Genomic DNA, 25,954 nt, shown 5'->3' on the forward strand with positions numbered 1-25,954 from the left:
GCGGATCGCGACTAGAGATTGATGACGTACTGCTTGGTGTCGTTGGGGTTCTTCACCAGATCGCAGACGCTGGCCGTATCGAGCGGCTTCACATCCGGGTAGCTTTCCAGCACCGACCATTTGCGATCCTTGACCTCGGCCAGAAACGCATTGCGGGTCGTATGGTGCGTAGCCTTGTCGATCAGGACCTTGCCGCTTGGGCCATCGAAGGAGATGCCGTCCTCCAGCGCCTCGATCAGCTTCATGCGGTCGACCGCCTCGGCTTTCTTCACCCCGAGCGCCCACAGATGCACGCCCTCATAGGTGGCCGCGGCCAGCTCGCTGATATAGGGCGTGTCGGGCTGCGCCTTCTTGATTTTCTCGACGAAGGATTTACTGGCCTGCGTATCCAGTTCCTCGAAATAGCCGTAGGCGCCGAGAATGTTCTCGCTCTCGGCTGCGTCCAGCGTCGAAGGCTCGTTGACGAGACCGAATGTGGTGGAGGCAATGGGGATCTGGCCCTTCATGCCTGCCGAGGCCCACTGCCGGTAGAAAGCGGTGTGATTGCCGCCAACCAGTGCCGAAAGAATAAGATCCGGCTTGGCAGCCTGGATTTTGGAAATCGTTGAGCCGAAATTCGTGACATCGAGGGGAAAGAAGTCGGTTGCCAGAACTTCACCGCCATTGTCCTTGACGTATTTGGTCATCCATTTGGCGGTGATTTGGCCATAGTTGTAGTCGGCCGCGATGATATAGGCCTTCTTGCCAGCCTTCTTCATGGCGCTGGGAACGAGCTTTTCAACCGTCTGCGCAGGTGTGGTGCCAGTGCAGAACGTGTTGCGATCACAGACGCCGCCTTCATACAGCACGTTATAGAAATACGGCACCTTGAAGCGGTCGAAGGTCGGGCGCACGGCCTCGCGAGAGGCGGAGGTGATCCCGCCATGCACGACGGCCACCTTGTCCTTCAGCGCCAGCTGCTGCGCGTACTGAGAATACATCTGGATGCTCGATTGCGTATCGTAGTGAATGACCTTCACCGGACGGCCGATCAGTCCTCCCGCCGCATTGATTTCCTCTACCGCAAGATTGAGCGCATAGACCATCGGCGTGCCGGAAGCCGCAAGCGCGCCAGACTGATCGTGCAGCGCGCCAAGGAGAATGGGATTATCGGCGGCCAAAGCGCTGTAGCGCATGATGGCAGGCGCGCTAATCAGCGCGGCGGACGTGAGGGCTGAGCGATGCAGGAAGCGGCGGCGCGACAGGATCATGGTTTGGTTCCCCTTGGTTATAATCACCATAGGGTTATTTAATATCGCAATATTTGAAAACGCAACTACTTTTATGGGAGGCCGTTCATGATCGAAAACTGGTAGCCATCCAAACGCGCCACATGTACGGGATGACGGCTGCCAACGGCGGGCGTGGTTTCGAGACCGCGGGCGGTCTTGCGCATCGGAACACGGCCGAACAGTTTTTTCAGAAGCCGCACATCGAAGCTTCCGGCCTCCTCGACCATGGCAGCCAACGAGTAGATCCCCTCGTAGCAGGATTGGCCGAAGGCGTTGGCGGGAGGTGGATTTTCGCCATAGGCTGTGTGGTAGCGCTCAAGGAACGCGCCGTTATTGCGTGAACGGATCGCCGCGAAATAGGCCGAGGACACATACACATTTTCGGTCTCTTCTTCGCGCAGCCCGTAGACCACGGTTTCGTCTATCGCCGAAGTAAAGCGCAACACCTGGGGAGACAGCCCGACTTCGCAGAATGCGCGGTTGAAGGAAATGTTGTCCGAGCCGAGAAAATAGGGAAGCACCACATCGGAGCGCGTGGTGCGGATGCGGTCGAGGATCTCGTCATAGTCCACCACGCCAACCGGAACATAGAGTTCTCCGGTCACGATACCGCCGCAGCGTTCAATCAGCGTGCGGGCGATTTGCAGGCTGCAACGCGGCCATATGTAATCATTGCCACAGAGAAAGAAGCGGCGCGCACCCTTGCGTTCCATCAGCCAGTGCAGGGCGGGAGACATCAGTTCGTCGGCTGTCTCCCCGGTTGTCATGACATTGCCGGCAAATCCCTCGAATTGCGGCGTGTAGACCAGAGGAACCCGATCACTTGTGACGCGCGCTACCGAATCCCGCGCATAGCTTGGGATCATCGAAACGACGCCGGAAACCTTCTGTTCCACGACCGCTTGGTTTGCCGCCTGCGCCGCAGATTGCGCGGTGAGCCCCGCATCGATGACGCGCAGTTCAACAGGCCGCCTGAGAATGCCGCTCTGCCGGTTGATCTCGTCAATCGCCAACCGGCCGCAAGCTTCCGCCGACGGGCCCCAGAGACCAGCCGACCCCTGTTGCGCAATCAGCAAACCTATCCTGACAGTGTTCAATTTCAGAACTCCCCTGCATGGCGGATTCTGTCAACGGCCAACACTGGAAGCATGAAGCGTGCCAGCTCTTGTAAATATCGCATCAGGCACCCGAATACCTGCGCCACGCGCGTTCTGGCTGGTCTGAGATTGCTGGCTGGCTTAAATTTTCGGCATCAGGCGGAAGAAGGCGCTCAATCTCTAAGCATAAAGCAGCATGCAGAGACTTGCCTGATGTCTTCAAAAAATTATATGTAGAAGAAAATATTGAAAATTGTTGCAACCTGGAGGCGTCAGATGCAGCTGTCGAATTTGATCTGCGGTGTGAATCGCCAGATGGAGCAGAGCCTCGATGCCGGCCTCCGGTCGCACGGTCTTTCAATCGAACAGTATCGCGTGCTTCAGGCCGTGGAGGTGGAGAACGGCATCGCCATGGGCGATCTCGCTTCACGCGTCTTTGTTGATTCCCCCACGCTCACCAAGATTATCGACAAAATGGTCGCATCAGCAGATGTCTATCGCGGGCCTGATCCGAGCGATCGTCGCCGCGTCCTAATTTTTTTGTCGGATAAGGGCGCTGCACGGTTCGAAGCTGCGCGCTCGGTTGGGGCGCATATCGAGCGGCAATTGACTGATCTGCTTGGACACGAGCAGGCCGATTTTCTCCGTCATTTGAGAACCATATTGGTGAATGCCAAGGGACCAACATCGTCTGCGCACGACAAGACAGATCAACAGCCCACTCAATGTATCTGACCTGCGTATCTGACCTGCCCGCTGAAGATCGGTCTGGTGATTCAGTTTATCGGGTCATGAACGGATTTGAACCGGCGCCCCCACGCTCGACCTGGCGCTGGCAGCCTCAGGCTGCGACAAGGTCAAGGTCGAACACCGGCCGCGCCTGCTGTCCGACAACGGACCGTGTTACGTCGCTTCCGATCTCGGTGAATGGCTGGAGACATACAAGATCAAGCAGGTTCACGGCGCTCCGGGCCATCCGCAAACGCAGGGCAAGATCGAACGCTGGCACCAGACGCTGAAGAATCGCATTCTGCTCGAAAACTACTTCTTCCAGGAGGACCTCGAAGCCCAGATTGCTGACTTCGTCGAGCACTACAATCATCGCAGATACCACGAGAGCCTCGACAATCTCACTCCGGCCGACGTCTACTTCGGGCTCGGCCACACCATCCTGCTCGAACGTGAAAGGATCAAACGAGACACAATCAGACAGCGCCGCTTGAACCACCAGGCCAACGCGGCTTAAACCCGCAAACCGAGCCGGAAACTCCAATCTTCCACAGCCCAAAAAGTCTCAAATCATTCGACGACGGACACGTGTTTCTACCGGGTCGGAACCCATAAGAGACATGCCAGAATTGCGCCTCGAAGATCGGCTCCAGAAGAATCTTGACCGCGCCTTGTACAACGCGGTCCCTGATGGTGGGGATTCCCAAGGGCCGGAACTGCCCCGGTTTCCCGGCCTTTGGAATGAGCTTGCGTCTGGCCGGGCTTGGCCGATATGCGCCGCTGCGCAGATCCGCTTGGAGATCGACCAAAAAGCGCTGTTCACTCCTATTCCGGATGCGTTCCACCGTCATCCCGTCATCCCGTCAACCCCAGCCGTGCGTCCTCCTTTGTTGGAAGCAACACGATGCCAGGCATGGCGGAGCACTCTGAGGTCGGTCAACCAACCCCACATGTCCCGCCATTGATCGTCGGGATTCGCCTTACTCCACTGATAGAGTTTGCTTTGAATGCCGAGTACCCAGACTTTGTCTGCCTGAAGATAGCCGCCCACGGCAGCGTAGCGGATGGAGAACCGTTTTTTCACCAGGTTTCCGATGAAGGCAATTTGCGAATTTTTGCGTCTGACTTGGCAGACGCTCTTCGCAATGTAGGAGTCGTGGTTTTGTTTGTCTGCAGCGGCGGCCGTAGCGACAAGCACCCTGCGGCAAACATGACAATTGGGCTTACGCGTCAGTTGTTGGACCGAGGATGCTCCACGGTTGTGGCGTCACCGTGGCCCCTCGCTTCGTCGATTACACCGAGGTGGTTTCCGGCCTTCCTGGAACGTTGGGATGCTGGAGATCAGGTAATAGACGCGGTCTTCAAAGCCAATCGGGACGTAGGAAAAGCAACGGGATATGATCCTGCACGCTTCCTAGCCCTGCACGTGTTTGGTGATCCGTTCCGCAGAATTGTGGATGGCTGAGATAATTTAGATATCTTATCCGATCCGGTCGAAGCTCATCGTGCCACATCTTGGGAGGGCACAGATCTGGCAGGCTTCTTGAACGGATCAAGGACCGTGACGCCCCGGCCCTGAAAATCCGCGACGTTGCGTGACACCATGATAAGATCATTCACCTGCGCTGTCGCGGCCAAGCCGGTATCGTCGGTATTCTTATCTGATTGACCGAGCATCTGACCCCAACGGCGTGCGACAGGCTCGTCGACGGGGAGAATGCGACCTTGATAAGCCGCGAAGATTGCGTCGGCAGCCTTGGCGATCGCGTTCGCCACGACGTCATCGGTCTTACGCTTCTTCTCGATGCCTTTCGAAATCTCTCGAACCGAGATCACGCTGATGGCGAGATCGGTATCATCGATCGTATCGAGCCAAGCCGCGACATTCTCGTGCGGTTCGGGTCGACCAATCTCTTTCAGGACATTTGTATCGAGCAGGTATTTCAAGCTCAGTCATCCAGCGCGCTAAGATCGGCTGCGCGCATGGCGGCTTTTGCCGTTTGCTTCGGGTACGGCCGGCCCGCCTTCGGATGCGCCTCCGCATAGACGCGCGCCGCCACGACCTGTTGTTCCTTCAAGGAGGGATAGTCGCGAAGAATCTCTTCGACCGTGGCGCCGGCGTTGAGAAGAGCAGCGATCCGATGCGCCTCGATGTGCGTGCCTCGGATGACCGGCTCCTTCCCGGATAGGTCGACCTGATCGGTGAGCTTCTCGAGTTCCTTCAGCTTGCGCTCGACGAAGACTAGGTGCTGACCGATGTCGTAGCGCTGTTTGCCGAACACGACTTCCTTCGCGAGACTGCGCTTCAGGGATGTCGTCCGCAACGCCTCATAGAACTCGGATTGGCTCTTGGGCGTCAGCGCCAGTTTGAGTTCGTCATAGGCATGGAGAAACACCAGCTCAGCTTGACCGAACTGCCGAATGCTTCGACCACCTCGCTTCACGAGTTGCGGCTTAATCGGCGCGCGCTCGACAACCTTCTTGAAGATGTCCAGCGGCGCGCCCACCACAAAAGCCGCCTGTGCCGTTGTCAGATGTTCCATCCGATCGCCTCCTAATTCACTCCGAAAGATAGGACCGAATTAGAGATAGCGCAAGGCCCGTCGTTCGATTTCATCTCGTTCTGACCCATTCTAGACAATCCCCCACGCCCGAAACCTCCCCCTCCCCGTCATCTCCCTGAGGCCGAGTTCCAAAACGATCCGCCGCGCCGCCTGCGGCGTCACATCCAGCGTCTTCGCCACCATCCCGGCCGACACGAGCGGTTTCGCGATCACCAGCTCGACCAGCTCCGGCAGTCTTGACGACGTCCGCCGCCCCTTCAGTTTTCGGTCCATCATCGTTTTCGCCAGGGTCAGCCGGTCATGCTCTTTCATGCCAATCTCCGCGGCCGCCAAAAACCCGTGAGCAATGGCTAACAACCGGGTCTCCCGATCGCGATGCCGGCGCCGATCGACGGAAATAGATTTGAGACCGAGGTTGACGGCGGCGAGATGGGCACCAGTGGTAACGCCGGCCCGGCGCAGGATTGACGCGGCCAACAATCGCCCGAGCCAAGGCGCGTGCTGCAGCACCGACAACTCGTTCCAGGCATCAAGGGCGATGGTCGCCTGCAGCACCGCCGGTAGGTTTTCAGCCTGACGCAACACGCCACGCCATTCATCGAGCCGGGCATCCTCGTCCCAGTCGAGATCATAGACCAGCGGATCGGCCGGAGCCCGACCGGGCTTTTTGGCTCGTTCGATCGCAGCTTCCGAGCGGGCGAGCAGCGCATCGATAGCAGCATAGTCGACGCCGGGGAGATCTTGGGCCTCGTCGGTGCCATCCCCCTCCCCTTCCGCGTCGATCGCGATCGCCGGCCGAATAACTCCGGTCGTCGTAACCTCGTCCGCGCCGCCCGCCCCGATCTCCGAGGTTTTCCGCAGCGAGCGGATGCCGTCGGCGGACAGCGCCCAGTCCGGTGACTGGCCCGCGACGCGTCGGCGGGTGCGCAGCACGTCGCGGGCGATGGTCAGCTCATGGGTGGGTGTGCGAATATCCTTCGTGGCGTCGTGGAGGACGAGGTCTTCGAGATGGACGAGGTCGCCGTCGATCCACAGCGAAGCGCAAGCGTCGGCAAAATGGGAACGTTCGATCCATCCCTGGCCGATCGGCGAACGGGCGATCCGCTCGTCGAGACGCGTGAGCACGACGCCGGCGTCGAAAGCCGGCCGCATCAAGTTCGTCATGCTGAGTTTCGCGAGATCGTAAGCCATTGAAATCATGGTAAACGATTTCTTACAGGAACGCTATTTGAAGATTAGGGTTCCTCACATGGTATGATTGCTGGTTGGCCCCCTAACCATCGATAAGTAACCCTTATCGGATGCGAAATAGTCACCCGGTTGACCATCATAGTCTCTTGCTTTAATTTCGAACCATCGCCAGAAGCAAAGAGAACTGAGAAGCCGCCCCGTGACGCAAATCGTGAAGGTTGCCGAAGCCAAGACCCATCTGTCCGAACTGCTGGTGCGCGTTGAAGCGGGCGAGGACTTCATCATTGCCCGTGGCAACGATCCCGTAGCACGACTGGTCGCAATGAATGAACGACGCCAGCGCCTATCAGCGATTGAGGCTATGCGCGCATTCCGCGGCAAGAGCAGCCCGGTTACACAGGATGAGATCCAGGACTGGAAACAGGACGGGCGTCGCTGATGCCGTTCGTGGTTGACGCGTCTGTTGTCGGAGCCTGGCTTCTACCAGATGAAGAGAACGCGCTGGCAGATGAGACCTTGGCCCGCATGGCAGACGATGACGCCTTTGCACCTGATCTTCTCATCCATGAAATCCGCAGCATTCTCCTGAGCGCCGAACGTCGCGGCCGCATCTCAAGCGATTTGATCTATTCCGGCTTGGCACGGCTACGGGCCCTACCATTGCAACTATCTGGGTCCGGCGACGATTCCGAGGTTGTTCGTTTGTCACGGGAGCACCAACTGAGCGCATACGACGCCGCGTATCTCGCCTTGGCTGTTCTTGAACAGCTGGAGCTTGCCACACTCGATCGTAAGTTGGCGGCGGCAGCTCGGAAGGAGAGTGTAAGGGTGCTCGGACCTCTTGCCTATGGAGACTAGGCGGCCAGACCCAACTTCAGTGGATCGGCGTGTCGACGAGCTCGATACGATAGCCGCGGTGCTGCCGATGGAGCGGCGAGACGAGCTGGCCGAGCTTTTGACCGATCAGGATGTCGAGACGCTGCGTCACCTGGTCAACGAGGGAATGGGTGCCAATACGCTGCGGGCGCTCACATCCGACTTGGCGTATCTACAGGCCTGGTCGCTTGCGGCGACCCGCCGATCGCTCCCCTGGCCCGCACCTGAAGCGCTGCTCCTCAAGTTTGTCGCGCACCATCTCTGGGATGCGGAAAAGCGCCTGACGGATCCGGAACACGGCATGCCAGCTGGCGTCGAGGAAAAGCTCCGCATTCAAGGATTGCTTCGATCGCCCGGCCCGCATGCTCCTGACACCGTGCGACGACGCCTTGCCACTTGGTCGACGCTGACGAAATGGCGGGGGCTGGATGGCTTTTTCAGCTCCCCTGCCCTCAAGTCAGCAATCCGACTGGCCGTGCGTGCGACGCCGCGGCCAAGGAAGCGGAAAAGCGCCAAGGCCGTCACTGGGGACATTCTGTCCAGGTTGATCGCAACCTGCACGACGGGAACCCTACGTGATGTCAGAGACCGTGCGATCCTGATGGTCGCCTTTGCCTCGGGCGGCCGTCGCCGCAGCGAGATCGCGGGTCTCAGGATCGAGCAGCTGCAGCAGGAAGAGCCTATCCACCTTGATGGCGCCCCTCCCCTGCCCTCGCTGTCCATTCATCTCGGTCGCACCAAGACCAGCGGCGCCGACAGTGATGAAGTTGTCTACCTCAGCGGTCGACCGGTCGAGGCGCTGAACGCGTGGTTGGCGGCTTCAAAAATCGACAAGGGCAGTGTCTTCAGGGCGATTGATCGCTGGGGAAATGTTTCGCGCCGTCCGATGGACCCCAAGGCCATCAATGACATTCTGAAGCACCGGGCGGAACTGGCCGGGCTCGATCCGGCGGAGTTTTCGGCCCACGGCCTGCGCTCCGGTTATTTGACAGAAGCGGCCAATCGCGGCATTTCCCTCCCAGAAGCCATGGAGCAATCGCGGCATCGATCCGTCCAGCAGGCGTCGGAATACTACAACCACGCACAACGACGCAGTGGACGCGCTTCTCGTCGTTTGGACTAGAGCCCGTCCACTTTACTCGGGTTCATATCCGCAGGATTTGAAGTAGTTGGTGCATTCTTGTGGTTCGAACAGCGTGACGATGTGGCCGACGGTATTCCATAAGCCCTCGACGGTCCGCTCGGCTTTGGCGCGCAAGACAGCTTTGAGCTTGGCGAAGGCCTTCTCGATGGGGTTAAAGTCTGGACTGTAGGGCGGAAGGTAGGCGATCTCAGATCACGGCGGCGAGGACAACGTGGGAGCGGAACACCGGTTACAGAGAACCGACAATCCGAGCAACAGAGCTGTTTGCCAAATCATGCGCTAAACTCCAGAGGATGAGCGACAGAGAAATCACCATTCGGCCATGTTTCTGGCTGCAGGGCAGCCCTGCAGCCAAGATGCAGCGTTGCGGATGCGATCCAAGAAAAGCCAGCCTCGTCGCCCAAGGTCGCCCGCAGGACAGATACCATCGCGGCCGTCATGGCTCGGGCGCGTTTGCCACGAACGGCCTAGGGTGAAGCAGGGTGCTCTTGGTTGCAGTCCAAGGAATTCAGAAGCTGCTGAACCTCCCAGTTGGCCGCCGCCAATTGCGACTGCTTGCTGACCAGAGGCATTCGATGATTTGCCTGGCCTCATCCGCGGTGGGCTCACGACAGACATCAACAGGAGGAGAGCATTCGGGCGCCATTTTCCTCGGAAACAGGAGGATGTTTGTCATCGGCATATCCTATCGGTAAGACGGGTAAACCGTAAGCGCTTGTTTCCATGCACGTTGACGCAGCCCGTTTGACGTGGGTTGCTGTCATTCGGTCGTATCGGATCAGGCAGCGACGGTTTTGGCGAAGTTGTAGGGCAGCAGGTCGGTGATATCGGCGTCTGTGGCGCGCTGCGGCAATTCGGTCAGGACATGGCGCAGGTATGCCAAGGGTTCGACGGCGCAAGCCCGGCATGTCAGCATGATGCTGTAGACAACAGCACTGGCTTTGGCTCCCTCGACAGTGTCGCTGAAGAGCCACGATTTTCTACCCGTTGCAAAAATCCTGATGTCACGCTCAAGAAGGTTGTTATCGATCGGCATCCTGCCGTCTTGCGGGTAGCGGGTCAGGTAGTCCCATTGGTTCAGGGTATAGGAGATGGCATCGCCGAGCTTGCTGTCCGGCAGGACCTTCGGCGCGATGTCATCGGGCCATGTCTTGAGGGCATCGAGGATGGGGACACTGTGAAGCTGGCGAAAGCGGCGAATGCAATCGTCTTGCGTTTCGCCTTCCTTCGGCGTTTCCTCCTTCGCCAACCTTTCTATCCGGTAGAGCTGCTCGAAGAACTTCAGCGCCTGCTCCGGCGGACCGCCACCTTTCTTTCTCGCCTTGAGGGCATTGACGAAGCGTCGTCTGGAATGGGCCATGCATCCGATATGGGTTGCCCCCTCCAGGGTGCGCCAGGCGGTGTAGCCGTCACTCATGACGATGCCGCGATAACGCCCAAGGAATGTCTGCGGATGGATCTGGCCGCGGCCCGGCTGGTAATCGAAGAGAACGATCGGCTCCTCGCTGTCCTCGCCGCTGCGATAGGCCCACATATAAGACGTGTCAGCGGCCTCCCTGTCCTTTTCCTTCAGGACCTGGACCGTCGTCTCGTCGCCATGGATGAGCGGCTGCGCCCGAAGTCGCAGTTTCAGCGCGTCATAGATGCGGGAGAGATGCCGCTCGCTCGAGCCGATCACCCAGTGACCCAGAGCGCCGCGGCTGACGGGAACACCGGCACGCTCGAAGGCCTGGGCCAGACGGTAGAGCGGTGTGCCGTCGACATATTTGTGAACCAGCGCAAAGGCCAGCGTTGAAGCCGTGGCAATGCTGCCAGGCAGCGGCTGCGCGGGCATCGGCGCAAGGACAACCGGCGTGTTGATGCCGGTTCGATCGCAATGACGGCAAGCGTACTTGAACCGCACATTCTGCAGGACCTTGGCCTTCACCTCGATATGGAGCTGCTCGGTGACGGCTTCTCCCATGCGATGCATCTGATGCCGACAGCAGGGGCAAGCCTTCTCATCGTCGGCAAGGTCGTATTCGACACGCTCGCGGGGAAGGTTTTCCGGCAAGGGCTTGCGGCCACGCTTCTTGCCTTCTGGTTTTTCCACAGGCGGCAGGCCAGTGTCCGGCAGGTCGACGAGATCGCCGTCGTCGTCACCAGCGTCCTCGTCAACGGCAACCTGCTCGGCTTCATTGAACAGGCGATCGACGTGCTTTTCGCTGCGAGGCGCAAAGCGATGCAGTCGCGCCAGCGCCAGCTCTTCCTCGAGTTTGACGATGCGCTGCGAAAGCGCTTGCCTCTCGGCCTTGAGCGCGGCGATTTCGGCAGCATGCGCCGCCAACTGCGCCATCAACTCCGCAACATCAGGTTCGCCGGTTCGATTCATCAGATTCTTGAATCGAAAGCAGGCCGCTACGTCAACTCCTCGATTCGAGATGCGTCAGCCAGCCACCTGATATTGCCGCACCGGATGGCGCACTATCGCGTCGATGTCGATGCCGTCGAGAATCCAATGGAGCTGCTCGGTCGAAAGCGACACCACGGCCGTCTCCCGACGGGGCCATCGGAACCTGTCTTCTGTCAATCGCTTCAGCACCATCACAAAACCGGACCTATCGAAGAACAGCAACTTCATCCGGTCGCGGCGGCGATTGCAGAATGCAAAGACCGCAGGCGCAAACGGATCCAGCTCCATCTCCTCCTGCACCAGAACTGCAAGGCTGTTGATCCCGGCCCTGAAGTCGATCGGTTCGCGGTGCAGATAAACTTTCAGATCAGCGCTGAGGCGGAACATGACCAAGCGCCCCGATCATCGCCGTCAACGCATCCATATCGCCGCAGTCCAGCGCCAGCTTCACACCGTTCGGTAGTGTCACGCTCATTCTGACGGGAGAGGACAAAGGGCCCGTCCTTTCTGGTTTCGCCAAACGCTCTTCACCATTCCGGCCAGTCAGCGCCGTCGATAGGCTGCGATCTGCGGCCACAACCGGGACAAACGCCGATACCGAGGGCTGATGTTTAAGACCCGCCTCCTTGGCTTGCTTGATCCATTTCCTCAGAAGGTTGGCATTGATCCCGTTATCTAGCGCAAGCCGCGAAACCGACACACCTGGCTCAAGGCTCGCCGCAATAAGGCGGGCTTTCGACGCCCCGTCATACCGCCGACGCCCGTTTCGCAAAATCCGCCGGATAACCAGCTTACCTTCGTCACTCTCAATCACTTGGTGTCCACCTCCGTTAGGTGGACACCTCATGCAGCACCGCTCTCAATGACAAAAGGTGCTAGGAAATTCGCGCTTACTACAGAACTCATGATCGAGCAACTTCAACCTCATATCGACATCGCCATGCGCCATGCGCGACATGGCACCACGATCACTTCGATACCACGATTGGAGATCGGGGTGGGCCAGGTGACTTCCGGCACCTCGCCGTGCCTCTATCGATCCATGATCTGCTTCATCCTGCAGGGATCGAAGGACGTGGCGATCCAGGACAACTTGCTGCGCTATGATTCAGCACAATACCTCGTCAGCGCTTTGGATCTTCCCTTGAGCGGCCAGATCCACAACGCCGATGATGGGCGCCCTTATGTTTCGGTGTCACTGGTGTTGGACCCGGCGCTGCTGTCTCAGATAGCCGCCGAAATGGCGCCGATGCGCGATTCCGAAGCGCCGGGTATCGGTATCGCCATCAACACGATGACGTCTCCACTACGCGATACTCTACTGCGTCTGCTTAGCTTGCTCGACTGTCCAAGCGACATACCTGTGCTGGCACCGATGGCGGAGCGAGAGTTGCTCTATCGTCTCCTACAGGGGCCGCATGGGCGTTTACTGCGCCATATCGCGCAGCCTGAAGGCGCGCTTGGTCGTATTCGCCGCGCCGTGGAGTGGATCCGCGATCATCAGAACACGCGCTTGCGGATTGAGGCACTGTGCGATGTCAGCGGCATGAGCCGCGCCAGCCTGCACCGTCATTTCGTGGCGTTGACCGGTCTCAGTCCTGTCCAGTACCAGAAGCAGCTTCGTCTTCAGCAGGCCCGCCAACTTCTGCTGGCAGGCGATCATAGCGCCAGCGATGTTGCCTTTGCCGTTGGTTATGAAAGTGCTTCGCAGTTCAGCCGCGAATATCTAAGGCAGTTCGGTGCACCACCTGTTCGCGACATGCGTCTGATCAGACATTCCATCGGCAGCGCAGCATAGCGCTGGGCTCGTGATTGGTGGCAGCTTTCCTGAAGCCACAGGCCAGCACCTTATTTGCTGTGGCACCTCGCTGTCATTCTTCAGCGATTGACGAACGAGCAACGTTGCCACTCCCCTTTGTCAAAGTCTAACATGAAAGTAAGACGTTATCGCAGCCGACGGATCGGTCGAGGGTTGAAGTTCAGCACTTTACATCCGTACACGCGCAGCGACGGGCATTCAGCTGCTGATTTATCTGAGATTTCGACCTGAGTGGCTGCGACGATGGCATAGTGTATACCGTCAATCCAGATCATTCTCAGCGCTCAGCTCACCAGGAATTTGAGACATTCAGGCAATACTTTGAGCTTATCGGGCGGGGCGCAAATGCCGCTTTCCATCTGTCTAATTACCAATCGACACGGGTGGCGACAGAAAAATATGCAGCCGTAGGTCGAGAGTCGAATTGGAAAAGCGGGCAACATTTATGACACGCCTTGATAAGAAGCGCACCCTGATCACAGGCACGTTTCGACCGAGCGAGACATTTGATGACCGTGGAGGTTTGAAAGACCCGAGGTGGCGGACCTATTCCAGTATCGTACCGCCGCCGCGCTCCCAGACCATCGCCCATAACTGCTGACCCCAATCGGTCTGATGTCCGTCGAGCTAACGAGACTTGCTGAGCGCCGCCCCCAGGCGCGCCATCAGCTTGGCGAACTCCGCATCAGCCGGGTTCGCCGCCAGCCAAATCCTGCCGAGCACATATGCAAGCAGGGCATGGAAGAGCGTGATGCGGGTCGCCTTCTGCTCATCATAGGCGCGTGGCACCATTTCGATGATCGCGTGCATATCCGCGCCCGGCTCACTCGCTTCGTAAAGGCGATGCAGGCGAAGCTGCCATTGCGCGAGACCGCGACTGTAATGCGCATAGCGCTGAACCGAACGAGCGAACTCCCGCATGAACGTGGACCACGGCTCGTTCCAGGGGCCTGATCCATAATTCGACAGAGGTTCGCTTGCAGCCATGCGCGGAGTTTGCCGGGCGTCAGGTCGTCCGCATCCCATTTCAGCAACGCCGCTTCGGCATCCGGGTGGCCGCACACGCCCAGTTCGATGACGCCGATCGCCTCGACGCATTGCCGCGTCAATGCGAGAGCATTGGCGTGCATTCCGTCGCGGTTCGCCTGATTTGCCAGCAAGAGTGTGTCGAGAACGAACCAATGCGCCAGCACCGATGCCGCGCAGCCCGGCGCTTAAGAACCTGCTCGACCTCACGACCGATATGAGCCGCCAGCGCTGAATGCAGCAAGGGGTCTTTCTGCTTTCGGGAAGTGGGCCGGATCGCCGCCAGCCCCTCAAGGCCAAGCCGCTGCGCGGTGGCGCTACGCGCCAGCCTTGACCGCCTGTCGTCGCCCCGGCAGCGGCTCTCCAAGCAGACAAGCCGGGATTAGGAGCGCGGGCGCTCCAATTCCGACGAGAAGGCGGTGGCGGAAAACAGTTGCAGAATAACCCATAGAGTGGTACACGAACTAAGCATTGGGGGGGCGTGGAATGATCGTCGGGTTTCGGGACGAATGGCTGCGGGCGTTCTTTGTGGAGGATATCCGCTCCCGCAACATTCCGTCCGATCTCGAAAGCCGGTTGTTCCGCAAGCTCCAGATGATCGACGACGCGATGACCGATCAGGATCTGCGCGTGCCGCCCAGCAACCATTTCGAGAAGCTGCGCGGCACGCACGACGGCCTGCATTCGATCCGCGTCAACAAGCAATGGCGGCTGATCTTCCAATGGAACGGCGGTCGCGGCGAAGCGTCGGAACTCTATCTCGACGACCACAGCTATCGATGAGGTGACGCCATGTTGATGACCACACGCAAACCGGCTTCGGTCGGCGAAATCCTGACGGAAGAGTTCATGCAGCCGCTCGGCCTGACGCAGGCGGTGCTGGCCGAGGCGATGGGCGTGCAGCGCAAGCATGTGAACGAACTCTGCAACGACCGGCGCAACGTGACGGCGGCGACCGCGCTCATTCTGGCGCGGGTGTTCGGCAACAGCCCGGACTTCTGGCTGAACACGCAGCGGCGCAGCGACCTGTGGAACGTCATGAATTCGCCCGACGAGCGGGCGCGGGTCGATCGCGCCAAGCCCTTGGCGAAGGCGGCATAGCGCGAGGCGATCCCGCCGATTTGCCGCCGTTTCTTCACTATTGCCGCACGGCCCGCGATTTGGCTTCCGGTTCACCTCTTTGCCGCCGCTTGATGCCTGTTTGTCTCGAACCGAGGAACAGGTGGCGACATGGAAGGCGATGACGACAAGCAGCCGGGCGGGATCGTCCCGGCGAACGACAATGACGGCGCGAACAGAGAACCGGACGCCGAGACATGGCAACGCATCGACCGCGCGGCTTTGACGCTGGCCCGCATCATCGGCCGCCGCATGGCGCGGTAAGACTTCGCGGCGCTTACCGCCGCCAACGACAACCACAGGCTCGATGCCACCGGGAAGACGGAGTGTTGATTTCCACTGAGAGCTGACCCGGCGGGGGTGCGGATAAAAAGTTGGACTGCTTCATAAGTTCAGGCCGAGGCTCTGACGATACTCGACCGGGCTGAGCGATCCCAGCGATAACTTGATACGCTTCTCATTGTACCAGCGGATGTAGGCGTCCACCTCGGCGACGAACTGTTCGATCGTGATGGCCTTCCAGTCATGTGGATAGAAGAGCTCTGTTTTCAGTCTGCCGAAGAAGCCTTCGCACGCTGCGTTGTCTTGGGAGCAGCCTTTGCGGGACATCGAACGGACCAGCTGAGCATTGCTGATCCTGTTGAGCCAGCCGGGCCAGCGATAATGGGCTCCGCGATCGGAATGGATGATTGGCCGGTGTTCGCCGTCGTCAACGGTCCCGATGGCTGCATCCAGCATGGTATTGACGAGACCCGCATCTGGTTGGGTTCCGATGGACCAGCTGATGACCATGCCGTCGAAGCAGTCGATGATAGGCGAAAGGTACACTTTGCCCGCAGGGATCTGGAACTCGGTGATGTCTGTGAGCCACTTCACGTTCGGCGCTTTTGCATGGAAGTCACGATTGATCAGGTTCTCGGGCGCGGGACTGATTTCTCCCAGATAAGATCCAAACCGCCGTCGACGCGGCTTGGCAACAACCAGTTGCTCCTGCTTCATCAAGCGCTGGACGACCTTTTCCGAGATCATCACGCTCTGTCTGGCCAGCGACGCCTGCATTCTCCGATAGCCGTAGCAACGGCGGTTCGCTTCAAAGATTTCCGCTAAGCTGCGGCGCACGGCGGCATACTTGTCTACCAGACATATGCGGGCACGATGGTAGAAGTAGGAGCTTCTGGCAATTCGAAGCTCGGCCAGCAGTTCTGGCAAGCGATAAACTTCTTTAAGGGCGTCAATCAGCTGTGTCTTCTCCCGATTACTCAGGATCTGCAGATCGACGCCCAGGTCTTTTTTTATGAGTTCGTTGGCCTTCTTCAGGAGATCATGCTCGAGCTGCAACTGGCGGACATCACGCTGGAGGGTTTCAAGCTGTCGTTCGAGCTCGTCACGTGCAGGCACCTTAGGGTTGGCTTTGCGGCGTTTCATGGATGAGGAAGCCTCGTGACCGAGTAGCTGATCCTTCCAGCTGTACAATGTCGGCCTTGAGACGCCCAGCCGGTCAGCTACCTGTTGTGCGGTTTCATCTCCACCGCATAGCCCGATGACACCAGCATGCCGCACATCCTCGCTATAGCCCGGATGCCATGACCGACCGACCATCGATGTTCGCGTCTCCGGAAACGCCTCACGAACCCATGCGGTCAATGTTCCTCGTCCAGGATAGCCGAGCGCCCTCATCGTCGCGGAGATGCAACGATCATGGGTGCGAAAGTGCTCAAGTGCGGCCTGCTTTTGGGCCTCGGAGAATTTCGGTGCTCGAGCTACCGCCTGAAAACGCAAGTCACGGTTCTCGACGTACTCCCGGTACCAACCCTTCAGGGCATTCTTTGTAGGATAACCCAACTGCCGAATGGTCGCGTTAAGTCGCTTGCCCAGCCGGAGATACAGCTCGACCGCTCGAAGTCTGTCTGCGTAGGAATACATGAACTACCTCCTTGGTGGTCCAAGTTTTCGTCCGCACCCCCTATCAGGCTGTGCCGGGTCAGCTCTCAGTGGAAATCAACAACCAGCTCCGCTTACCCGGACATGCGGTCCGCAGCCATAGCGGTTCGACCACGATCCTTCTCTGCGCAGGCATCAGATGTGTGTGCGCCTAAAATTATGGGCCTTTGCCCACTTTAAAGTTGACTCATTTGCACATGTTTATATTTTCCCGACGCAGTACCCGCAGGGGACATAAAACCGGCGGTAAATTTGAGGGAATGATAGACGATGATCGCAAGGTTATCCGCGCAGCGAGAAGTCTCGCCGCTCCACAGCACACGCCGTTTTCGCCTGACCATTCAACACCGCAGAAGCCTGGCAACGGGCGTGGCCATGTTGGCACTGTTCAGCCTTGCGCCAGCCGTCATGGCCCAGGAAACCGTGCTGGATCCGGTCCTTGTTCAAGGCACCGTCCGCGAAGGACAGACCGATCGCAGCATCGTTGCAAAGCAAGCCCGCGTTGGCTCCAAGACAGATGCGGCGCTGATCGACGTTCCCGCCTCGGTCTCTGTCGTCACCGCCAAGGAATTTCAGCAGCGCGGCGCCCAGAACGTGCAGGATGTGCTGTCCTATACCGCCGGTGTCTCCGTCAACGAGTTTGGATCTGATTCCCGTTATGACTATTTCCGCATCCGCGGCTTTGACGGGACGACGCTCGGCACCTATCGCGACGGGCTCTCGTCCCGCATTCCAGCCTGGTACACCGCCCAGCGTATCGAGCCCTATGGCCAGGAGCGCATCGAGGTGCTGAAGGGTTCCACCTCAAGCCTCTTCGGCCTGAACAGCCCGGGCGGCCTGATCAATGCCGTCACGAAGCAGCCGCAGGACGAATTCCACGCCGAGCTTTACACCACGTTCGGCGACGGCCATATCGAGACGGGTACGGATTTCGGCGGCCCGATCGATGCGGACGGCGTCTACACCTATCGCATCACCGCCAAGTGGCAGAATGCCGACCTCGGCTACGACTATACCAATGACGACCGGCTTTATATCGCGCCGGCGCTGACCATCAGCCCGGATGCCGGCACGTCACTGACCATCCTCACCGATTACAGCAAGCGCGATTCGTCCACGGCCCGCGGCATCCCGCAGGGCTCCAATATCGACATCGACACGTTTCTCGGCGAACCGGACTTCAACCGCTTCAACACCATCCAGAAGGATGTCGGTTATCTGTTCAGCCATGAACTGGCAGACGGGCTGACGTTTCGCCAGTCGGCGCGCTATACCCATGTCGATCTCGATTACGCCGATGTCTACGGCGCCTCCACCAATCCTACGGCCAACCGCAGCGCCTTTTCCGTCGATGGTGTCGCCGATCGTTTTGCCATGGATAACCAGCTGCAATACGATATGAGCGGCGAAAAATACGAGAGCAAGACGCTGGTCGGCCTCGACTATGCCTATGACGACACATCCGAAAACATCCTTCTCGGAACCGCCGGCCGGATCGACATCAACAACCCCGCCTATTGCGGTCTCTCCTGCATCACGCTTGGACCTTATGTCGACTGGACGGTCAAGCAGAAGGCGCTCGGCCTTTACGCGCAGGAGCAGCTCACGCTGGATGACAAATGGATCCTGACGCTTGGCGGGCGATGGGATCGCGTCAATACCAAGGCCGATTATGCCGATGGCACAAGCGACGACACCACAGACAGCAAGTTCACCAAGCGCATCGGCCTCACCTACAAGGTGACGCCGGAACTGGCGGCTTACGTCAATTATTCCACCTCCTTCCAGCCTCTGGTGACGCCGACGGCCAATTACGGGGCCAATGTCAGCCTGAAGCCGCAGGAGGGCGAGCAGTATGAGGTGGGCGTCAAATACCAGCCTGAGGGTTATGACGCGCTCTTCACGCTTGCCTACTTCGACCTGACGCAGACCAATGTGCCCAGCACGGTGACGCCGGCGATCCAGACGCAGATCGGCGAGGTCAATGTGCGCGGCATCGAGCTTGAGGGCAAGTTCGCGCTGTCCGAGCGCTGGTCCGCTACGCTTGCCTATTCCTATTGGGACGCGGAAATCACCGGCGACGAAACCGGCGCCACCATCGGCAACCGGCCCGAACGCGTGCCGGATCATCTCGCCTCCGCCTGGCTCTCCTACACACTGCCCGGCGATGGCAAGCGCGGCGACCTGACGCTCGGCGGCGGGGTGCGTTATGTCGGCCAGAGCTACGGAGACAAGGAAAACACCGTGAAGGTCAGCGGTTACACGCTGGTGGACCTGTCGGCGCTCTACAAGGTCACCGAAAATGTCAGCCTGCAGGTGACCGCCAAGAACCTGTTCGACCGAAAATACGAAACCACCTGCTATTATGGCAGCTGCTATTACGGCGACCGACGCACAGTCCTCGGCACACTGAAATACACCTGGTAATCCAGACATGGTGGCGACCCGCGAAAGATCGGAAGCCGGGATCAAGGAGCCGCAGACGTTAGAAGACGTCTGCGGCGTCTCCGACATCGGCGATCTCGTGGTGGCGGCAACGGCCAAGCGCTACTCTGCCTATTGCCGCGGTCGGCTTCTCTTAAAGGCACCTGACGATTGCGACATCGTGCCCTGCGCGTCGCTTGCCGATGCCGATGTCTTCAATGCCATCATCGATCGCTACGCGAAAAACCATGGCGCAGACACGGACCGGCGGGCGCTGGTTTCGCTCTGGTCGCTGTTTTACGCGTCAAGCCTCGTCATCGGGGCAGCGATCGCGTTTCTCGAACTGCGCCGCGTGCTGCCACTTTCGCTCGATAAGGCGAGCCTGATCATTGACCGGCAGAGCGGCACACCGCGGGGCTTTCTGCTGCGGCATGCGGGCCATGTGGATGCGCAAACGGACGTGTTTGCCGGCATGGCGCCGGTTATCCGGCATCATTGCGACCCGCTGTTTACGCATCTCGCCGCCCATTCCGGCCTTGGTCGCAAAACCCTCTGGACCAACCTGTCGGCCTATCTCTCCTGGGTGATCCACGAGATCGAAAAACAGGCGGGCGCCGCCCTTGGTGATGAGGGCCGCTTGCTGACACAGAGCCCGACATGGCCGGACGGCTGGAGAAATCCGCTCGCCCGCATGATCACGGTCACGCAGAACGAGCGCGGCGACTATTGCGGCAACCGGCGTATCTGCTGCCTGCGGTATGCGGTCAAAGGCGTTGGCGGCTGCGGCGCGATCTGCCCGGTGCCGGAAGGCCGCGCGACCGGCGTCTGATCGACAAGCCAAACGTCACCAAAGCACATTCAGCCCCGCGCGCGCCGCATCAGAATGATGAGGAAGGGTGCGCCGACCAGCGCCGAGACAAGGCCTGCCGGAATTTCATACGGATAGGCAAGACTGCGGCCAAGCCAATCGGCGGCGACCATCAGCATGCCGCCGCACAGCGCCCCACCGAAAAGCTGGGGAGCCGCGCGCACAAAACCGAGCTGGCGGGCGAGATGCGGTGCCATCAGTCCGACGAAGCTCAGCGGACCGACGCTCATCGTGGCAGCCGCACTGAGGAGGCCGGCAAGCCCGAGCAGCAGAAGCCGGGCGCGCCCAACCGGCACGCCGAGGGCTGCGGCCGCCGAAGCCCCAAGCGGCAGAAGATCGAGCCAGCGCCGCATCAGGCCGGCAGCGCCGATCAGCGCCACGGCGAGAACTGCGGCCAGCACCGCCGCCAAAACGGTAACGCTATAGGTGGAGCCACTCATCCAGCGCAGAAGGAAGATGGCGCGCGGATCGCCGGTTGCGCCGATGACGCCGATCACCGCATCGACCATGGCGCTGAGCGCAATGCCCGCGAGCAGCACCCGTTCCGGCTGCAGGCCGGAGCGGGCGGCGATCAGAAAAATAACAAAAAGCACGCCAAAGGCGCCGAGCGCGGAAAAACCGAGCTGCGCACCAAGTCCTGGCGCTGCGACCAGAAACACCGCAGCCGCCACGCCAAGCGTTGCACCGGCGCTGATGCCGAGCACTTCCGGACTTGCCATCTCGTTGCCCGTCAGGCGCTGCAGGATGGTTCCGGCAACGGCCAGCATGGCGCCGGAAAAAAAGGCCGCAACAATGCGCGGAAGCCGGAGCGCCATCAGGTCACCAGCCAGATCGGGCGGCATCAGCGCAAAACCGAGATCCGGACTGCGGCCGAAAAACAAGGCTGCGGCCAGAACCACAAGGGCCGCCGGCAGGACGATGCGTGCGGCACGGCGGGCGGTTTCCGGCTTCAGTGCCACCGGCGCCGGCGCCTCCATCAACCGATGGCGGATTTTGAGCCGCGGCAGCAGGATGAGCAGCAGCGGCGAGCCGAAAATGGCGGTCACGGCGCCGGTCGGCAGAAAATCGGCAAAGGTGCCGGCGGTGGCGAGCAGCGCCGTATCGGTCAAAAACAGCAGCGCGCTGCCGATCAGCGTCGACCAGACCAGTTGCGCACCGGCACGCCGCGCGCCGGCAAGGCGGGCAATGGTGGGGGCCACCAGCCCGATAAAACCGATGACGCCAACGGCACTGGTGACGAAGGCGGCAAGCGCCACAGCCGCCACGACCGCCACCACGCGCAGCCGACCAAGGTTTACCCCAAGCGCACGCGCTCCGGCATCACCCAATTCATTGAGAAGAAGCGGCCGCAGGATCACCGCGACAGCAACGCAAACGATGGCAAGTTTTGGCGCAAGCGATAGCGGGATCGTCCAGCTTTGCTGGGACAGCGACCCCGCGCCCCAGATGAACAGGCTGACCAGATAACGTTCGTTCAAGAGCATCAGAACCGCCGACAGCGCTCCGCACCAGAGGCTGACGACAAGGCCGGACATGACGAGCGAAAAGGCCGAGAATTTTTGCCGCGCGCCCATCAGGAAGACGAGGCCGGCGGCCGCGGCACTGCCCGAGAGCGCCACCAGATCGCGCCCGAACCCGAGAAGGCCAGGCACAAACAGCGTGACCGCCACCAGTGCAAGGTTTGCACCGGCGGAAATGCCAAGCGTGGTTGGAGAGGCCAGCGGGTTTCGCAGCACCTGCTGGAAGAGCGCGCCAGACAGAGCAAGGCAAGCGCCGGCCAGCAGCGCCGTTGCCATGCGCGGCAGCGTCGCGTTGATAAAGACGATGCGCGCCATGCCGGCATCTGCCGCAGCATCCCCCAACACAGGAGCGGCCTGCCTGACGGCAAGAACCAGAGCGACGATCAGGAGGGCCAGAACGATGGACGCGGGGCCAAGATGGGATCGCACGCTCATGCCGCCTGCTCCAGATGGTCGGTCAGCAGGCGGGCAAAGCGCACGGCATCGTTCAGCATGCCAAACATCAGTGCGCCCGGCAGCACGGCAAAATGGCCGGGCCGCGCAAAAGGCAGCGCCTGCCAGAGCGGGCTTTGATGAAGCTTCGGCATCACATCCGCCGGAACAGGCTCAAAGGCGATGAGGCGGGTAGCGGGATCGGTGATCTCCGAAAGCCGCTCGATCCCGATGGTTTCAAAGCCCCAAAAGTTGCCGGGTGCCGACCAGGCGTTTTGAAGCCCGATGCGCTGCATGACATTGTGGTAAAGCCCGGGACTTGTGTAGATGCGGGCGTGGCGGGCATCGAGAAAATTGATGAGGGCAAGCGGCGGCGCATTGATGCGTTCGATGCGGGCGCGGCAGCTGTCGAAAAACGCCTCCGTGCGGGCAATAAAAACCTCGCCCTCCTGCGGCTTTTCCACCCTTGCCGCCAGCGCGCGCGTGGCCGCAATCGCCTTCGGGAGCACATCGCCGCCTTCGGCCGTAAACACGCCGAGGCTGAGCGTCGGTGCCACCGTTTCAAGGCGCGGCGTCAGGGCCTCGTTGAACGGGGTCGTCAGAATCAGATCCGGCTTCAGGCTTGCCAGAACCTCAAAATTGATCTCCCAGGAACTGCCGAGATCCGCCACCTCCGCCGGAAGTTCCGGTTCGATCACCCAGATATCCCAGTCGGCGCGGGAGGCGATCGCCTTCGGCACGAGCCCGAGCGACAGAAGCGTCGAGGCAAGGCCGTAATCGAGGCTGACGATGCGCTGGGGCACGGCGGAAAACGCCCGGCCCGGCAGCAAAAGGGAGGCGGCGCCGGCTGCAAGCAGGCTTCGGCGGGTCAATGCGACGGACATGAGATTTTCAGCAGACATAGGCGAGCGGAATATCGAGCGCCGGATGGCGCGTCACGTTCATCTCGATGCCGTAGATGGCGTGTAGCGTCTCGCCCGTCATCAGGTCCTGAGGCGCGCCCTCGGCAATCAGCCGACCGCCCTTCAGCGCATAAAGCCGGTCGCAGAAGCGCGCCGCCATGTTGATGTCATGCAGCACGATGACGACGCTTAAGCCCTTTTCATGCGAGAGGCGGCGCACCAGTGCCAGAACCTCCATCTGGTGGGCGATGTCGAGCGCCGATGTCGGCTCGTCCAGCAGAAGGCAGCCGGTATCCTGCGCCATCAGCATGGCAAGCCAGGCGCGCTGGCGTTCGCCGCCGGAAAGCGTATCGACCATGCGATCCGCCATCCCGTCGACATGGGTAAGCGCCATCGCTTCCGCGACTTTTTCGCCATCGAGATCGGAAAACCGACCGAGTGCACCGTGCCAGGGATAACGCCCGCAGGCCACCAGTTCCCGCACCGTCATGGTATTGGCCGCCGTCACATCCTGCGGGAGATAGGCAACCTGGCGGGCAAACGCCTGGGCGCCGATCGTCTCCAGCGGCATATCACCAAAAAAAAGCGTACCGCCCGATGGCTTCTGCTGGCGGGCAAGAAGTTTGAGGAGCGTCGACTTGCCCGACCCGTTATGGCCGACGAGGCCGCAGATCGTGCCCGGCTGAAAGTCCATAGACACATCCTGCAACAGATCGCGCCCCTCGACGGAAAATGTGAGATTTTCCGTGCGGAAACCCGCCGCCTGAGGAACCTTGGACGAGAGGTGTGTCGCCTGCGCGCTCATGCATGTCTCCTGCCGGCCGCCAGTGCCGGGAATGGTCGAAGCAGCAAGCGGGGTACTAAATATGACTCAGGCGATCAAGTATAATCTCTGCTGTGCGTCCTCCGGATGCGGATGCGCACCGTCCTTCAACGATCCGGACAGCCACGGCGCGATTGGGAAAAATGTCCATTTTGCGACAAAAAACTTGCCAGTCGCGATCAGGGCCATAGTTACCACACTTCCGCACCAACGTGCCCGATTGGCCAATCGAGAGGGATCCTTGAATGAAGCGGCTGTTTCGCACCCTATCGGCTTTTGCTGCGCTTGCCCTTGTGGCACCTGCAGCCCTTGCCCAGACGCCCCCGAACGTGTTGATCGTCGGGCAGATCGCCGAGCCGCAGTCGCTCGATCCGCACACGGTGACGGCAACCAATGATTTCCGCATTCTGGTGAATGTCTATGATGGTCTCGTGCGCTTTAAGCCGGGCACGCTGGAGGTGGAACCGGCGCTCGCCGAGAGTTGGCAAGTTTCAGAAGACGGCAAGACCTATACGTTCAAACTGCGCCAAGGCATCAAATTTCACGACGGCTCGGATTTCAACGCAGACGCCGTGAAATTCAACTTTGACCGCATGCTGGACGAAAAGCACCCTTTCTACAGCACCGGCCCGTTTCCGCTGTCGTTCAATTTTGCCTCGGTCGACACCGTGACGGTGAAGGATGCGCAGACGGTGGAGTTTCAGCTGAAGGAAGCGTTTGCGCCCTTCCTGTCGAACCTTGCCTATCCCACAGGTCTCATCGTCTCGCCGGCAGCGGTGGAACAATACGGCAAGGATTTTGGCCGCCATCCCTCCGGCACCGGGCCGTTCAAGTTCGTCGAGTGGCAGTCCAGCCAGCGCGTGGTGGTAGAGCGCAATGCCGATTATTGGGACGGCGCACCGGCGCTGGAAGCCGTCGTCTTCCGCCCGATCACGGATGCCAACACGCGGGTGGCCGAAATGATGTCGGGCGGTCTCGACGTGATGGTGGAAGTGCCGCCTGACAATGTCGCGACCTTCCGCAACGATCCGAATTTCGCCGTTTCCGAACAGGCGGGACCGCATGTGTGGTTTTCGATCCTCAACACCAAATCCGGTCCGTTTGCCGATAAAAAGGTGCGCCAGGCCGCCAATTACGCGGTCAACAAGCAGAGCCTTGTCGATAACGTGCTGCAGGGCACGGCAACCGTTTCCGCTGGCCCCATTCCGCCCGCCTTCAACTGGGTGAAAAGCCCGGTCGAGCCCTATCCGTATGATCCGGAAAAGGCAAAGGCGCTGCTCGCGGAAGCCGGTGTTTCCAACCCCAGCCTCACCTTCGCCATCACCGAGGGCGGCTCCGGCATGCTCGACCCGATCACCATGGGGGCTGCGGTCCAGGCAGATCTGCAGGCGGTTGGTTTTCAGGTGAAGATCGAGACCTATGAGTGGAACAGCTTTTTGTCGCGGGTGAATACCGGGCTCGAGGGCAAGGCTGATATGGCCGAAATGGCCTGGATGACCAATGATCCCGATACTCTTCCCTATCTGACGCTGCGCAGCGATGCGCTGCCGGACAAGGGCGGCTTCAACTCCGGTTATTACCAGAACCCGAAGCTGGACGAGATACTGGCAAAGGCCCGCAGCTCCACCGATCAGGCCGAGCGGGCAAAACTGTATGGCGAGGTGCAGCAGATCGTCCATGACGATGCGCCGTGGCTGTTCGTTGCCAACTGGAAGCAAAACGCAGTCACGCAGGCGGCCGTGAAAGGCTTTGAACTGCAGCCTTCGTTCCTGCTGAACCTCAAGGGTGTCTCCAAGTAATCCATGCGGGGCGGCGT

General features: G+C 59.9%; 25 protein-coding genes and 2 pseudogenes. 13 read left to right on the plus strand and 14 right to left on the minus strand.

What is annotated here, in order from left to right:
* Positions 1-11: 11 nt before the first annotated feature.
* Positions 12-1,250: an urea ABC transporter substrate-binding protein gene (locus AC4CWF_RS20655; RefSeq protein ID WP_491287207.1), complete on the minus strand. Its 1,239-nt coding sequence runs from the start codon at positions 1,248-1,250 to the stop codon at positions 12-14.
* Between the two features lie 71 nt (positions 1,251-1,321).
* A complete protein-coding gene (locus tag AC4CWF_RS20660) occupies positions 1,322-2,368 on the minus strand; it encodes a substrate-binding domain-containing protein (protein WP_491287209.1) in 1,047 nt (348 codons plus the stop codon).
* A 276-nt stretch (positions 2,369-2,644) separates the two neighbouring features.
* On the opposite strand from AC4CWF_RS20660, the gene AC4CWF_RS20665 reads away from it, so the two are divergent.
* The 3 genes and pseudogenes from AC4CWF_RS20665 (at position 2,645) to AC4CWF_RS20675 (ending at position 4,562) form a co-directional block, all read left to right on the plus strand.
* Positions 2,645-3,103, plus strand: a complete 459-nt coding sequence (locus AC4CWF_RS20665; protein WP_491287211.1) for a MarR family winged helix-turn-helix transcriptional regulator — start codon at positions 2,645-2,647, stop codon at positions 3,101-3,103.
* Positions 3,104-3,185: 82 nt separating this feature from the next.
* Positions 3,186-3,614: pseudogene (locus tag AC4CWF_RS20670) on the plus strand (integrase core domain-containing protein); the annotation flags it as partial.
* Between the two features lie 387 nt (positions 3,615-4,001).
* Positions 4,002-4,562, plus strand: a complete 561-nt coding sequence (locus tag AC4CWF_RS20675; protein WP_491287213.1) for a CHAT domain-containing protein — start codon at positions 4,002-4,004, stop codon at positions 4,560-4,562.
* Between the two features lie 35 nt (positions 4,563-4,597).
* Here AC4CWF_RS20675 and AC4CWF_RS20680 read toward each other — a convergent pair whose 3' ends face one another.
* The 3 genes from AC4CWF_RS20680 to AC4CWF_RS20690 form a co-directional block, all read right to left on the minus strand.
* Positions 4,598-5,044, minus strand: a complete 447-nt coding sequence (locus AC4CWF_RS20680; RefSeq protein ID WP_071201502.1) for a type II toxin-antitoxin system VapC family toxin — start codon at positions 5,042-5,044, stop codon at positions 4,598-4,600.
* 2 nt (positions 5,045-5,046) lie between these two features.
* Positions 5,047-5,640, minus strand: coding sequence for a DUF433 domain-containing protein (locus AC4CWF_RS20685; protein WP_015647675.1), 594 nt, complete (start codon positions 5,638-5,640; stop codon positions 5,047-5,049).
* A gap of 90 nt (positions 5,641-5,730) precedes the next feature.
* The gene (locus AC4CWF_RS20690) at positions 5,731-6,861 is read right to left on the minus strand and encodes an RHE_PE00001 family protein (RefSeq protein ID WP_491287216.1); all 1,131 of its coding nucleotides are present in this window, start codon (positions 6,859-6,861) and stop codon (positions 5,731-5,733) included.
* 190 nt (positions 6,862-7,051) lie between these two features.
* On the opposite strand from AC4CWF_RS20690, the gene AC4CWF_RS20695 reads away from it, so the two are divergent.
* Genes AC4CWF_RS20695 through AC4CWF_RS20705 form a run of 3 tightly spaced genes read left to right on the plus strand, consistent with a single transcriptional unit; the run spans position 7,052 to position 8,851 of the window.
* Entirely contained in the window at positions 7,052-7,291 is a 240-nt protein-coding gene (locus AC4CWF_RS20695) for a type II toxin-antitoxin system Phd/YefM family antitoxin (protein WP_491287217.1), read from the plus strand.
* Positions 7,291-7,710, plus strand: a complete 420-nt coding sequence (locus AC4CWF_RS20700; protein ID WP_491287219.1) for a type II toxin-antitoxin system VapC family toxin — start codon at positions 7,291-7,293, stop codon at positions 7,708-7,710. The genes AC4CWF_RS20695 and AC4CWF_RS20700 overlap by 1 nt, the downstream gene beginning before the upstream one ends.
* A complete protein-coding gene (locus tag AC4CWF_RS20705) occupies positions 7,700-8,851 on the plus strand; it encodes a site-specific integrase (RefSeq protein ID WP_491287727.1) in 1,152 nt (383 codons plus the stop codon). The genes AC4CWF_RS20700 and AC4CWF_RS20705 overlap by 11 nt, the downstream gene beginning before the upstream one ends.
* 12 nt (positions 8,852-8,863) lie before the next feature.
* On the opposite strand, the pseudogene AC4CWF_RS20710 reads toward AC4CWF_RS20705, so the two are convergent.
* From AC4CWF_RS20710 to tnpA, 4 genes and pseudogenes are all read right to left on the minus strand, one after another.
* Positions 8,864-9,064 (minus strand): annotated as a pseudogene (locus tag AC4CWF_RS20710) (transposase); the annotation flags it as partial.
* Positions 9,065-9,650: 586 nt separating this feature from the next.
* Positions 9,651-11,243: an IS66 family transposase gene (gene tnpC, locus AC4CWF_RS20715; protein WP_491287221.1), complete on the minus strand. Its 1,593-nt coding sequence runs from the start codon at positions 11,241-11,243 to the stop codon at positions 9,651-9,653.
* A gap of 54 nt (positions 11,244-11,297) precedes the next feature.
* Positions 11,298-11,651 carry an IS66 family insertion sequence element accessory protein TnpB gene (tnpB, locus tag AC4CWF_RS20720; RefSeq protein ID WP_491287222.1) on the minus strand — a complete coding sequence of 118 codons (354 nt, stop codon included), beginning with the start codon at positions 11,649-11,651 and terminating at the stop codon, positions 11,298-11,300.
* The gene (gene tnpA, locus AC4CWF_RS20725; protein ID WP_491287729.1) at positions 11,632-12,075 is read right to left on the minus strand and encodes an IS66-like element accessory protein TnpA; all 444 of its coding nucleotides are present in this window, start codon (positions 12,073-12,075) and stop codon (positions 11,632-11,634) included. Before tnpA ends, tnpB begins: the two co-directional genes overlap by 20 nt.
* Before the next feature lie 93 nt (positions 12,076-12,168).
* Between tnpA and AC4CWF_RS20730 the strand changes: the two genes are divergently transcribed.
* The gene (locus AC4CWF_RS20730; protein WP_491287224.1) at positions 12,169-13,062 is read left to right on the plus strand and encodes an AraC family transcriptional regulator; all 894 of its coding nucleotides are present in this window, start codon (positions 12,169-12,171) and stop codon (positions 13,060-13,062) included.
* 648 nt (positions 13,063-13,710) lie between these two features.
* On the opposite strand, the gene AC4CWF_RS20735 is transcribed toward AC4CWF_RS20730, so the two are convergent.
* On the minus strand, positions 13,711-14,070 hold the full coding sequence (locus AC4CWF_RS20735; protein WP_491287225.1) for a hypothetical protein: 360 nt from the start codon (positions 14,068-14,070) through the stop codon (positions 13,711-13,713).
* Between the two features lie 525 nt (positions 14,071-14,595).
* Between AC4CWF_RS20735 and AC4CWF_RS20740 the strand changes: the two genes are divergently transcribed.
* From AC4CWF_RS20740 to AC4CWF_RS20750, 3 genes are all read left to right on the plus strand, one after another.
* Positions 14,596-14,892, plus strand: a complete 297-nt coding sequence (locus tag AC4CWF_RS20740; RefSeq protein ID WP_491287226.1) for a type II toxin-antitoxin system RelE/ParE family toxin — start codon at positions 14,596-14,598, stop codon at positions 14,890-14,892.
* Between the two features lie 9 nt (positions 14,893-14,901).
* Positions 14,902-15,210, plus strand: coding sequence for a HigA family addiction module antitoxin (locus AC4CWF_RS20745; RefSeq protein ID WP_491287228.1), 309 nt, complete (start codon positions 14,902-14,904; stop codon positions 15,208-15,210).
* A 129-nt stretch (positions 15,211-15,339) separates the two neighbouring features.
* Positions 15,340-15,492 carry a hypothetical protein gene (locus AC4CWF_RS20750; protein WP_491287230.1) on the plus strand — a complete coding sequence of 51 codons (153 nt, stop codon included), beginning with the start codon at positions 15,340-15,342 and terminating at the stop codon, positions 15,490-15,492.
* Between the two features lie 120 nt (positions 15,493-15,612).
* Here the strand turns inward: AC4CWF_RS20750 and AC4CWF_RS20755 are convergent, their stop codons facing one another.
* The gene (locus AC4CWF_RS20755; protein WP_491287232.1) at positions 15,613-17,151 is read right to left on the minus strand and encodes an IS3 family transposase; all 1,539 of its coding nucleotides are present in this window, start codon (positions 17,149-17,151) and stop codon (positions 15,613-15,615) included.
* 393 nt (positions 17,152-17,544) lie between these two features.
* Between AC4CWF_RS20755 and AC4CWF_RS20760 the strand changes: the two genes are divergently transcribed.
* Positions 17,545-19,596, plus strand: a complete 2,052-nt coding sequence (locus AC4CWF_RS20760; RefSeq protein ID WP_491287234.1) for a TonB-dependent siderophore receptor — start codon at positions 17,545-17,547, stop codon at positions 19,594-19,596.
* Between the two features lie 7 nt (positions 19,597-19,603).
* Complete coding sequence (gene fhuF / locus AC4CWF_RS20765) at positions 19,604-20,422, plus strand: siderophore-iron reductase FhuF (RefSeq protein ID WP_491287236.1); 819 nt, start codon at positions 19,604-19,606, stop codon at positions 20,420-20,422.
* A gap of 29 nt (positions 20,423-20,451) precedes the next feature.
* Here fhuF and fhuB read toward each other — a convergent pair whose 3' ends face one another.
* From fhuB to AC4CWF_RS20780, 3 genes are read right to left on the minus strand one after another with little or no spacing between them, the layout of a single operon-like run.
* Positions 20,452-22,416, minus strand: coding sequence for a Fe(3+)-hydroxamate ABC transporter permease FhuB (gene fhuB / locus AC4CWF_RS20770; protein WP_491287238.1), 1,965 nt, complete (start codon positions 22,414-22,416; stop codon positions 20,452-20,454).
* On the minus strand, positions 22,413-23,297 hold the full coding sequence (locus AC4CWF_RS20775; protein ID WP_491287240.1) for an ABC transporter substrate-binding protein: 885 nt from the start codon (positions 23,295-23,297) through the stop codon (positions 22,413-22,415). Before AC4CWF_RS20775 ends, fhuB begins: the two co-directional genes overlap by 4 nt.
* A gap of 7 nt (positions 23,298-23,304) precedes the next feature.
* Complete coding sequence (locus AC4CWF_RS20780; protein ID WP_491287242.1) at positions 23,305-24,120, minus strand: ATP-binding cassette domain-containing protein; 816 nt, start codon at positions 24,118-24,120, stop codon at positions 23,305-23,307.
* Positions 24,121-24,383: 263 nt separating this feature from the next.
* Between AC4CWF_RS20780 and AC4CWF_RS20785 the strand changes: the two genes are divergently transcribed.
* Positions 24,384-25,937 (plus strand): ABC transporter substrate-binding protein, encoded by a 1,554-nt coding sequence (locus AC4CWF_RS20785; RefSeq protein WP_491287244.1) that lies wholly within the window; start codon positions 24,384-24,386, stop codon positions 25,935-25,937.
* The last annotated feature ends 17 nt before the right edge of the window (positions 25,938-25,954 follow it).

The organism is Neorhizobium sp. PAMB6630, assembly GCF_058242775.1.

What these genes read in the sequence shown, in the direction of transcription:
- AC4CWF_RS20655 (WP_491287207.1), bottom strand. Translation starts at nt 1,250, where the DNA reads ATGATCCTGTCGCGCCGCCGCTTCCTGCATCGCTCAGCCCTCACGTCC.
- fhuB (WP_491287238.1), bottom strand. Translation starts at nt 22,416, where the DNA reads ATGAGCGTGCGATCCCATCTTGGCCCCGCGTCCATCGTTCTGGCCCTC.
- AC4CWF_RS20700 (WP_491287219.1), top strand. Translation starts at nt 7,291, where the DNA reads ATGCCGTTCGTGGTTGACGCGTCTGTTGTCGGAGCCTGGCTTCTACCA.
- AC4CWF_RS20750 (WP_491287230.1), top strand. Translation starts at nt 15,340, where the DNA reads ATGGAAGGCGATGACGACAAGCAGCCGGGCGGGATCGTCCCGGCGAAC.
- AC4CWF_RS20690 (WP_491287216.1), bottom strand. Translation starts at nt 6,861, where the DNA reads ATGATTTCAATGGCTTACGATCTCGCGAAACTCAGCATGACGAACTTG.
- AC4CWF_RS20740 (WP_491287226.1), top strand. Translation starts at nt 14,596, where the DNA reads ATGATCGTCGGGTTTCGGGACGAATGGCTGCGGGCGTTCTTTGTGGAG.
- tnpB (WP_491287222.1), bottom strand. Translation starts at nt 11,651, where the DNA reads ATGTTCCGCCTCAGCGCTGATCTGAAAGTTTATCTGCACCGCGAACCG.
- tnpC (WP_491287221.1), bottom strand. Translation starts at nt 11,243, where the DNA reads ATGAATCGAACCGGCGAACCTGATGTTGCGGAGTTGATGGCGCAGTTG.
- AC4CWF_RS20685 (WP_015647675.1), bottom strand. Translation starts at nt 5,640, where the DNA reads ATGGAACATCTGACAACGGCACAGGCGGCTTTTGTGGTGGGCGCGCCG.
- AC4CWF_RS20775 (WP_491287240.1), bottom strand. Translation starts at nt 23,297, where the DNA reads ATGTCCGTCGCATTGACCCGCCGAAGCCTGCTTGCAGCCGGCGCCGCC.
- AC4CWF_RS20675 (WP_491287213.1), top strand. Translation starts at nt 4,002, where the DNA reads ATGCCAGGCATGGCGGAGCACTCTGAGGTCGGTCAACCAACCCCACAT.
- fhuF (WP_491287236.1), top strand. Translation starts at nt 19,604, where the DNA reads ATGGTGGCGACCCGCGAAAGATCGGAAGCCGGGATCAAGGAGCCGCAG.
- AC4CWF_RS20755 (WP_491287232.1), bottom strand. Translation starts at nt 17,151, where the DNA reads ATGTATTCCTACGCAGACAGACTTCGAGCGGTCGAGCTGTATCTCCGG.
- AC4CWF_RS20760 (WP_491287234.1), top strand. Translation starts at nt 17,545, where the DNA reads ATGTTGGCACTGTTCAGCCTTGCGCCAGCCGTCATGGCCCAGGAAACC.
- AC4CWF_RS20705 (WP_491287727.1), top strand. Translation starts at nt 7,700, where the DNA reads ATGGAGACTAGGCGGCCAGACCCAACTTCAGTGGATCGGCGTGTCGAC.
- AC4CWF_RS20785 (WP_491287244.1), top strand. Translation starts at nt 24,384, where the DNA reads ATGAAGCGGCTGTTTCGCACCCTATCGGCTTTTGCTGCGCTTGCCCTT.
- AC4CWF_RS20730 (WP_491287224.1), top strand. Translation starts at nt 12,169, where the DNA reads ATGATCGAGCAACTTCAACCTCATATCGACATCGCCATGCGCCATGCG.
- AC4CWF_RS20745 (WP_491287228.1), top strand. Translation starts at nt 14,902, where the DNA reads ATGTTGATGACCACACGCAAACCGGCTTCGGTCGGCGAAATCCTGACG.
- AC4CWF_RS20665 (WP_491287211.1), top strand. Translation starts at nt 2,645, where the DNA reads ATGCAGCTGTCGAATTTGATCTGCGGTGTGAATCGCCAGATGGAGCAG.
- AC4CWF_RS20735 (WP_491287225.1), bottom strand. Translation starts at nt 14,070, where the DNA reads ATGGCTGCAAGCGAACCTCTGTCGAATTATGGATCAGGCCCCTGGAAC.
- AC4CWF_RS20780 (WP_491287242.1), bottom strand. Translation starts at nt 24,120, where the DNA reads ATGAGCGCGCAGGCGACACACCTCTCGTCCAAGGTTCCTCAGGCGGCG.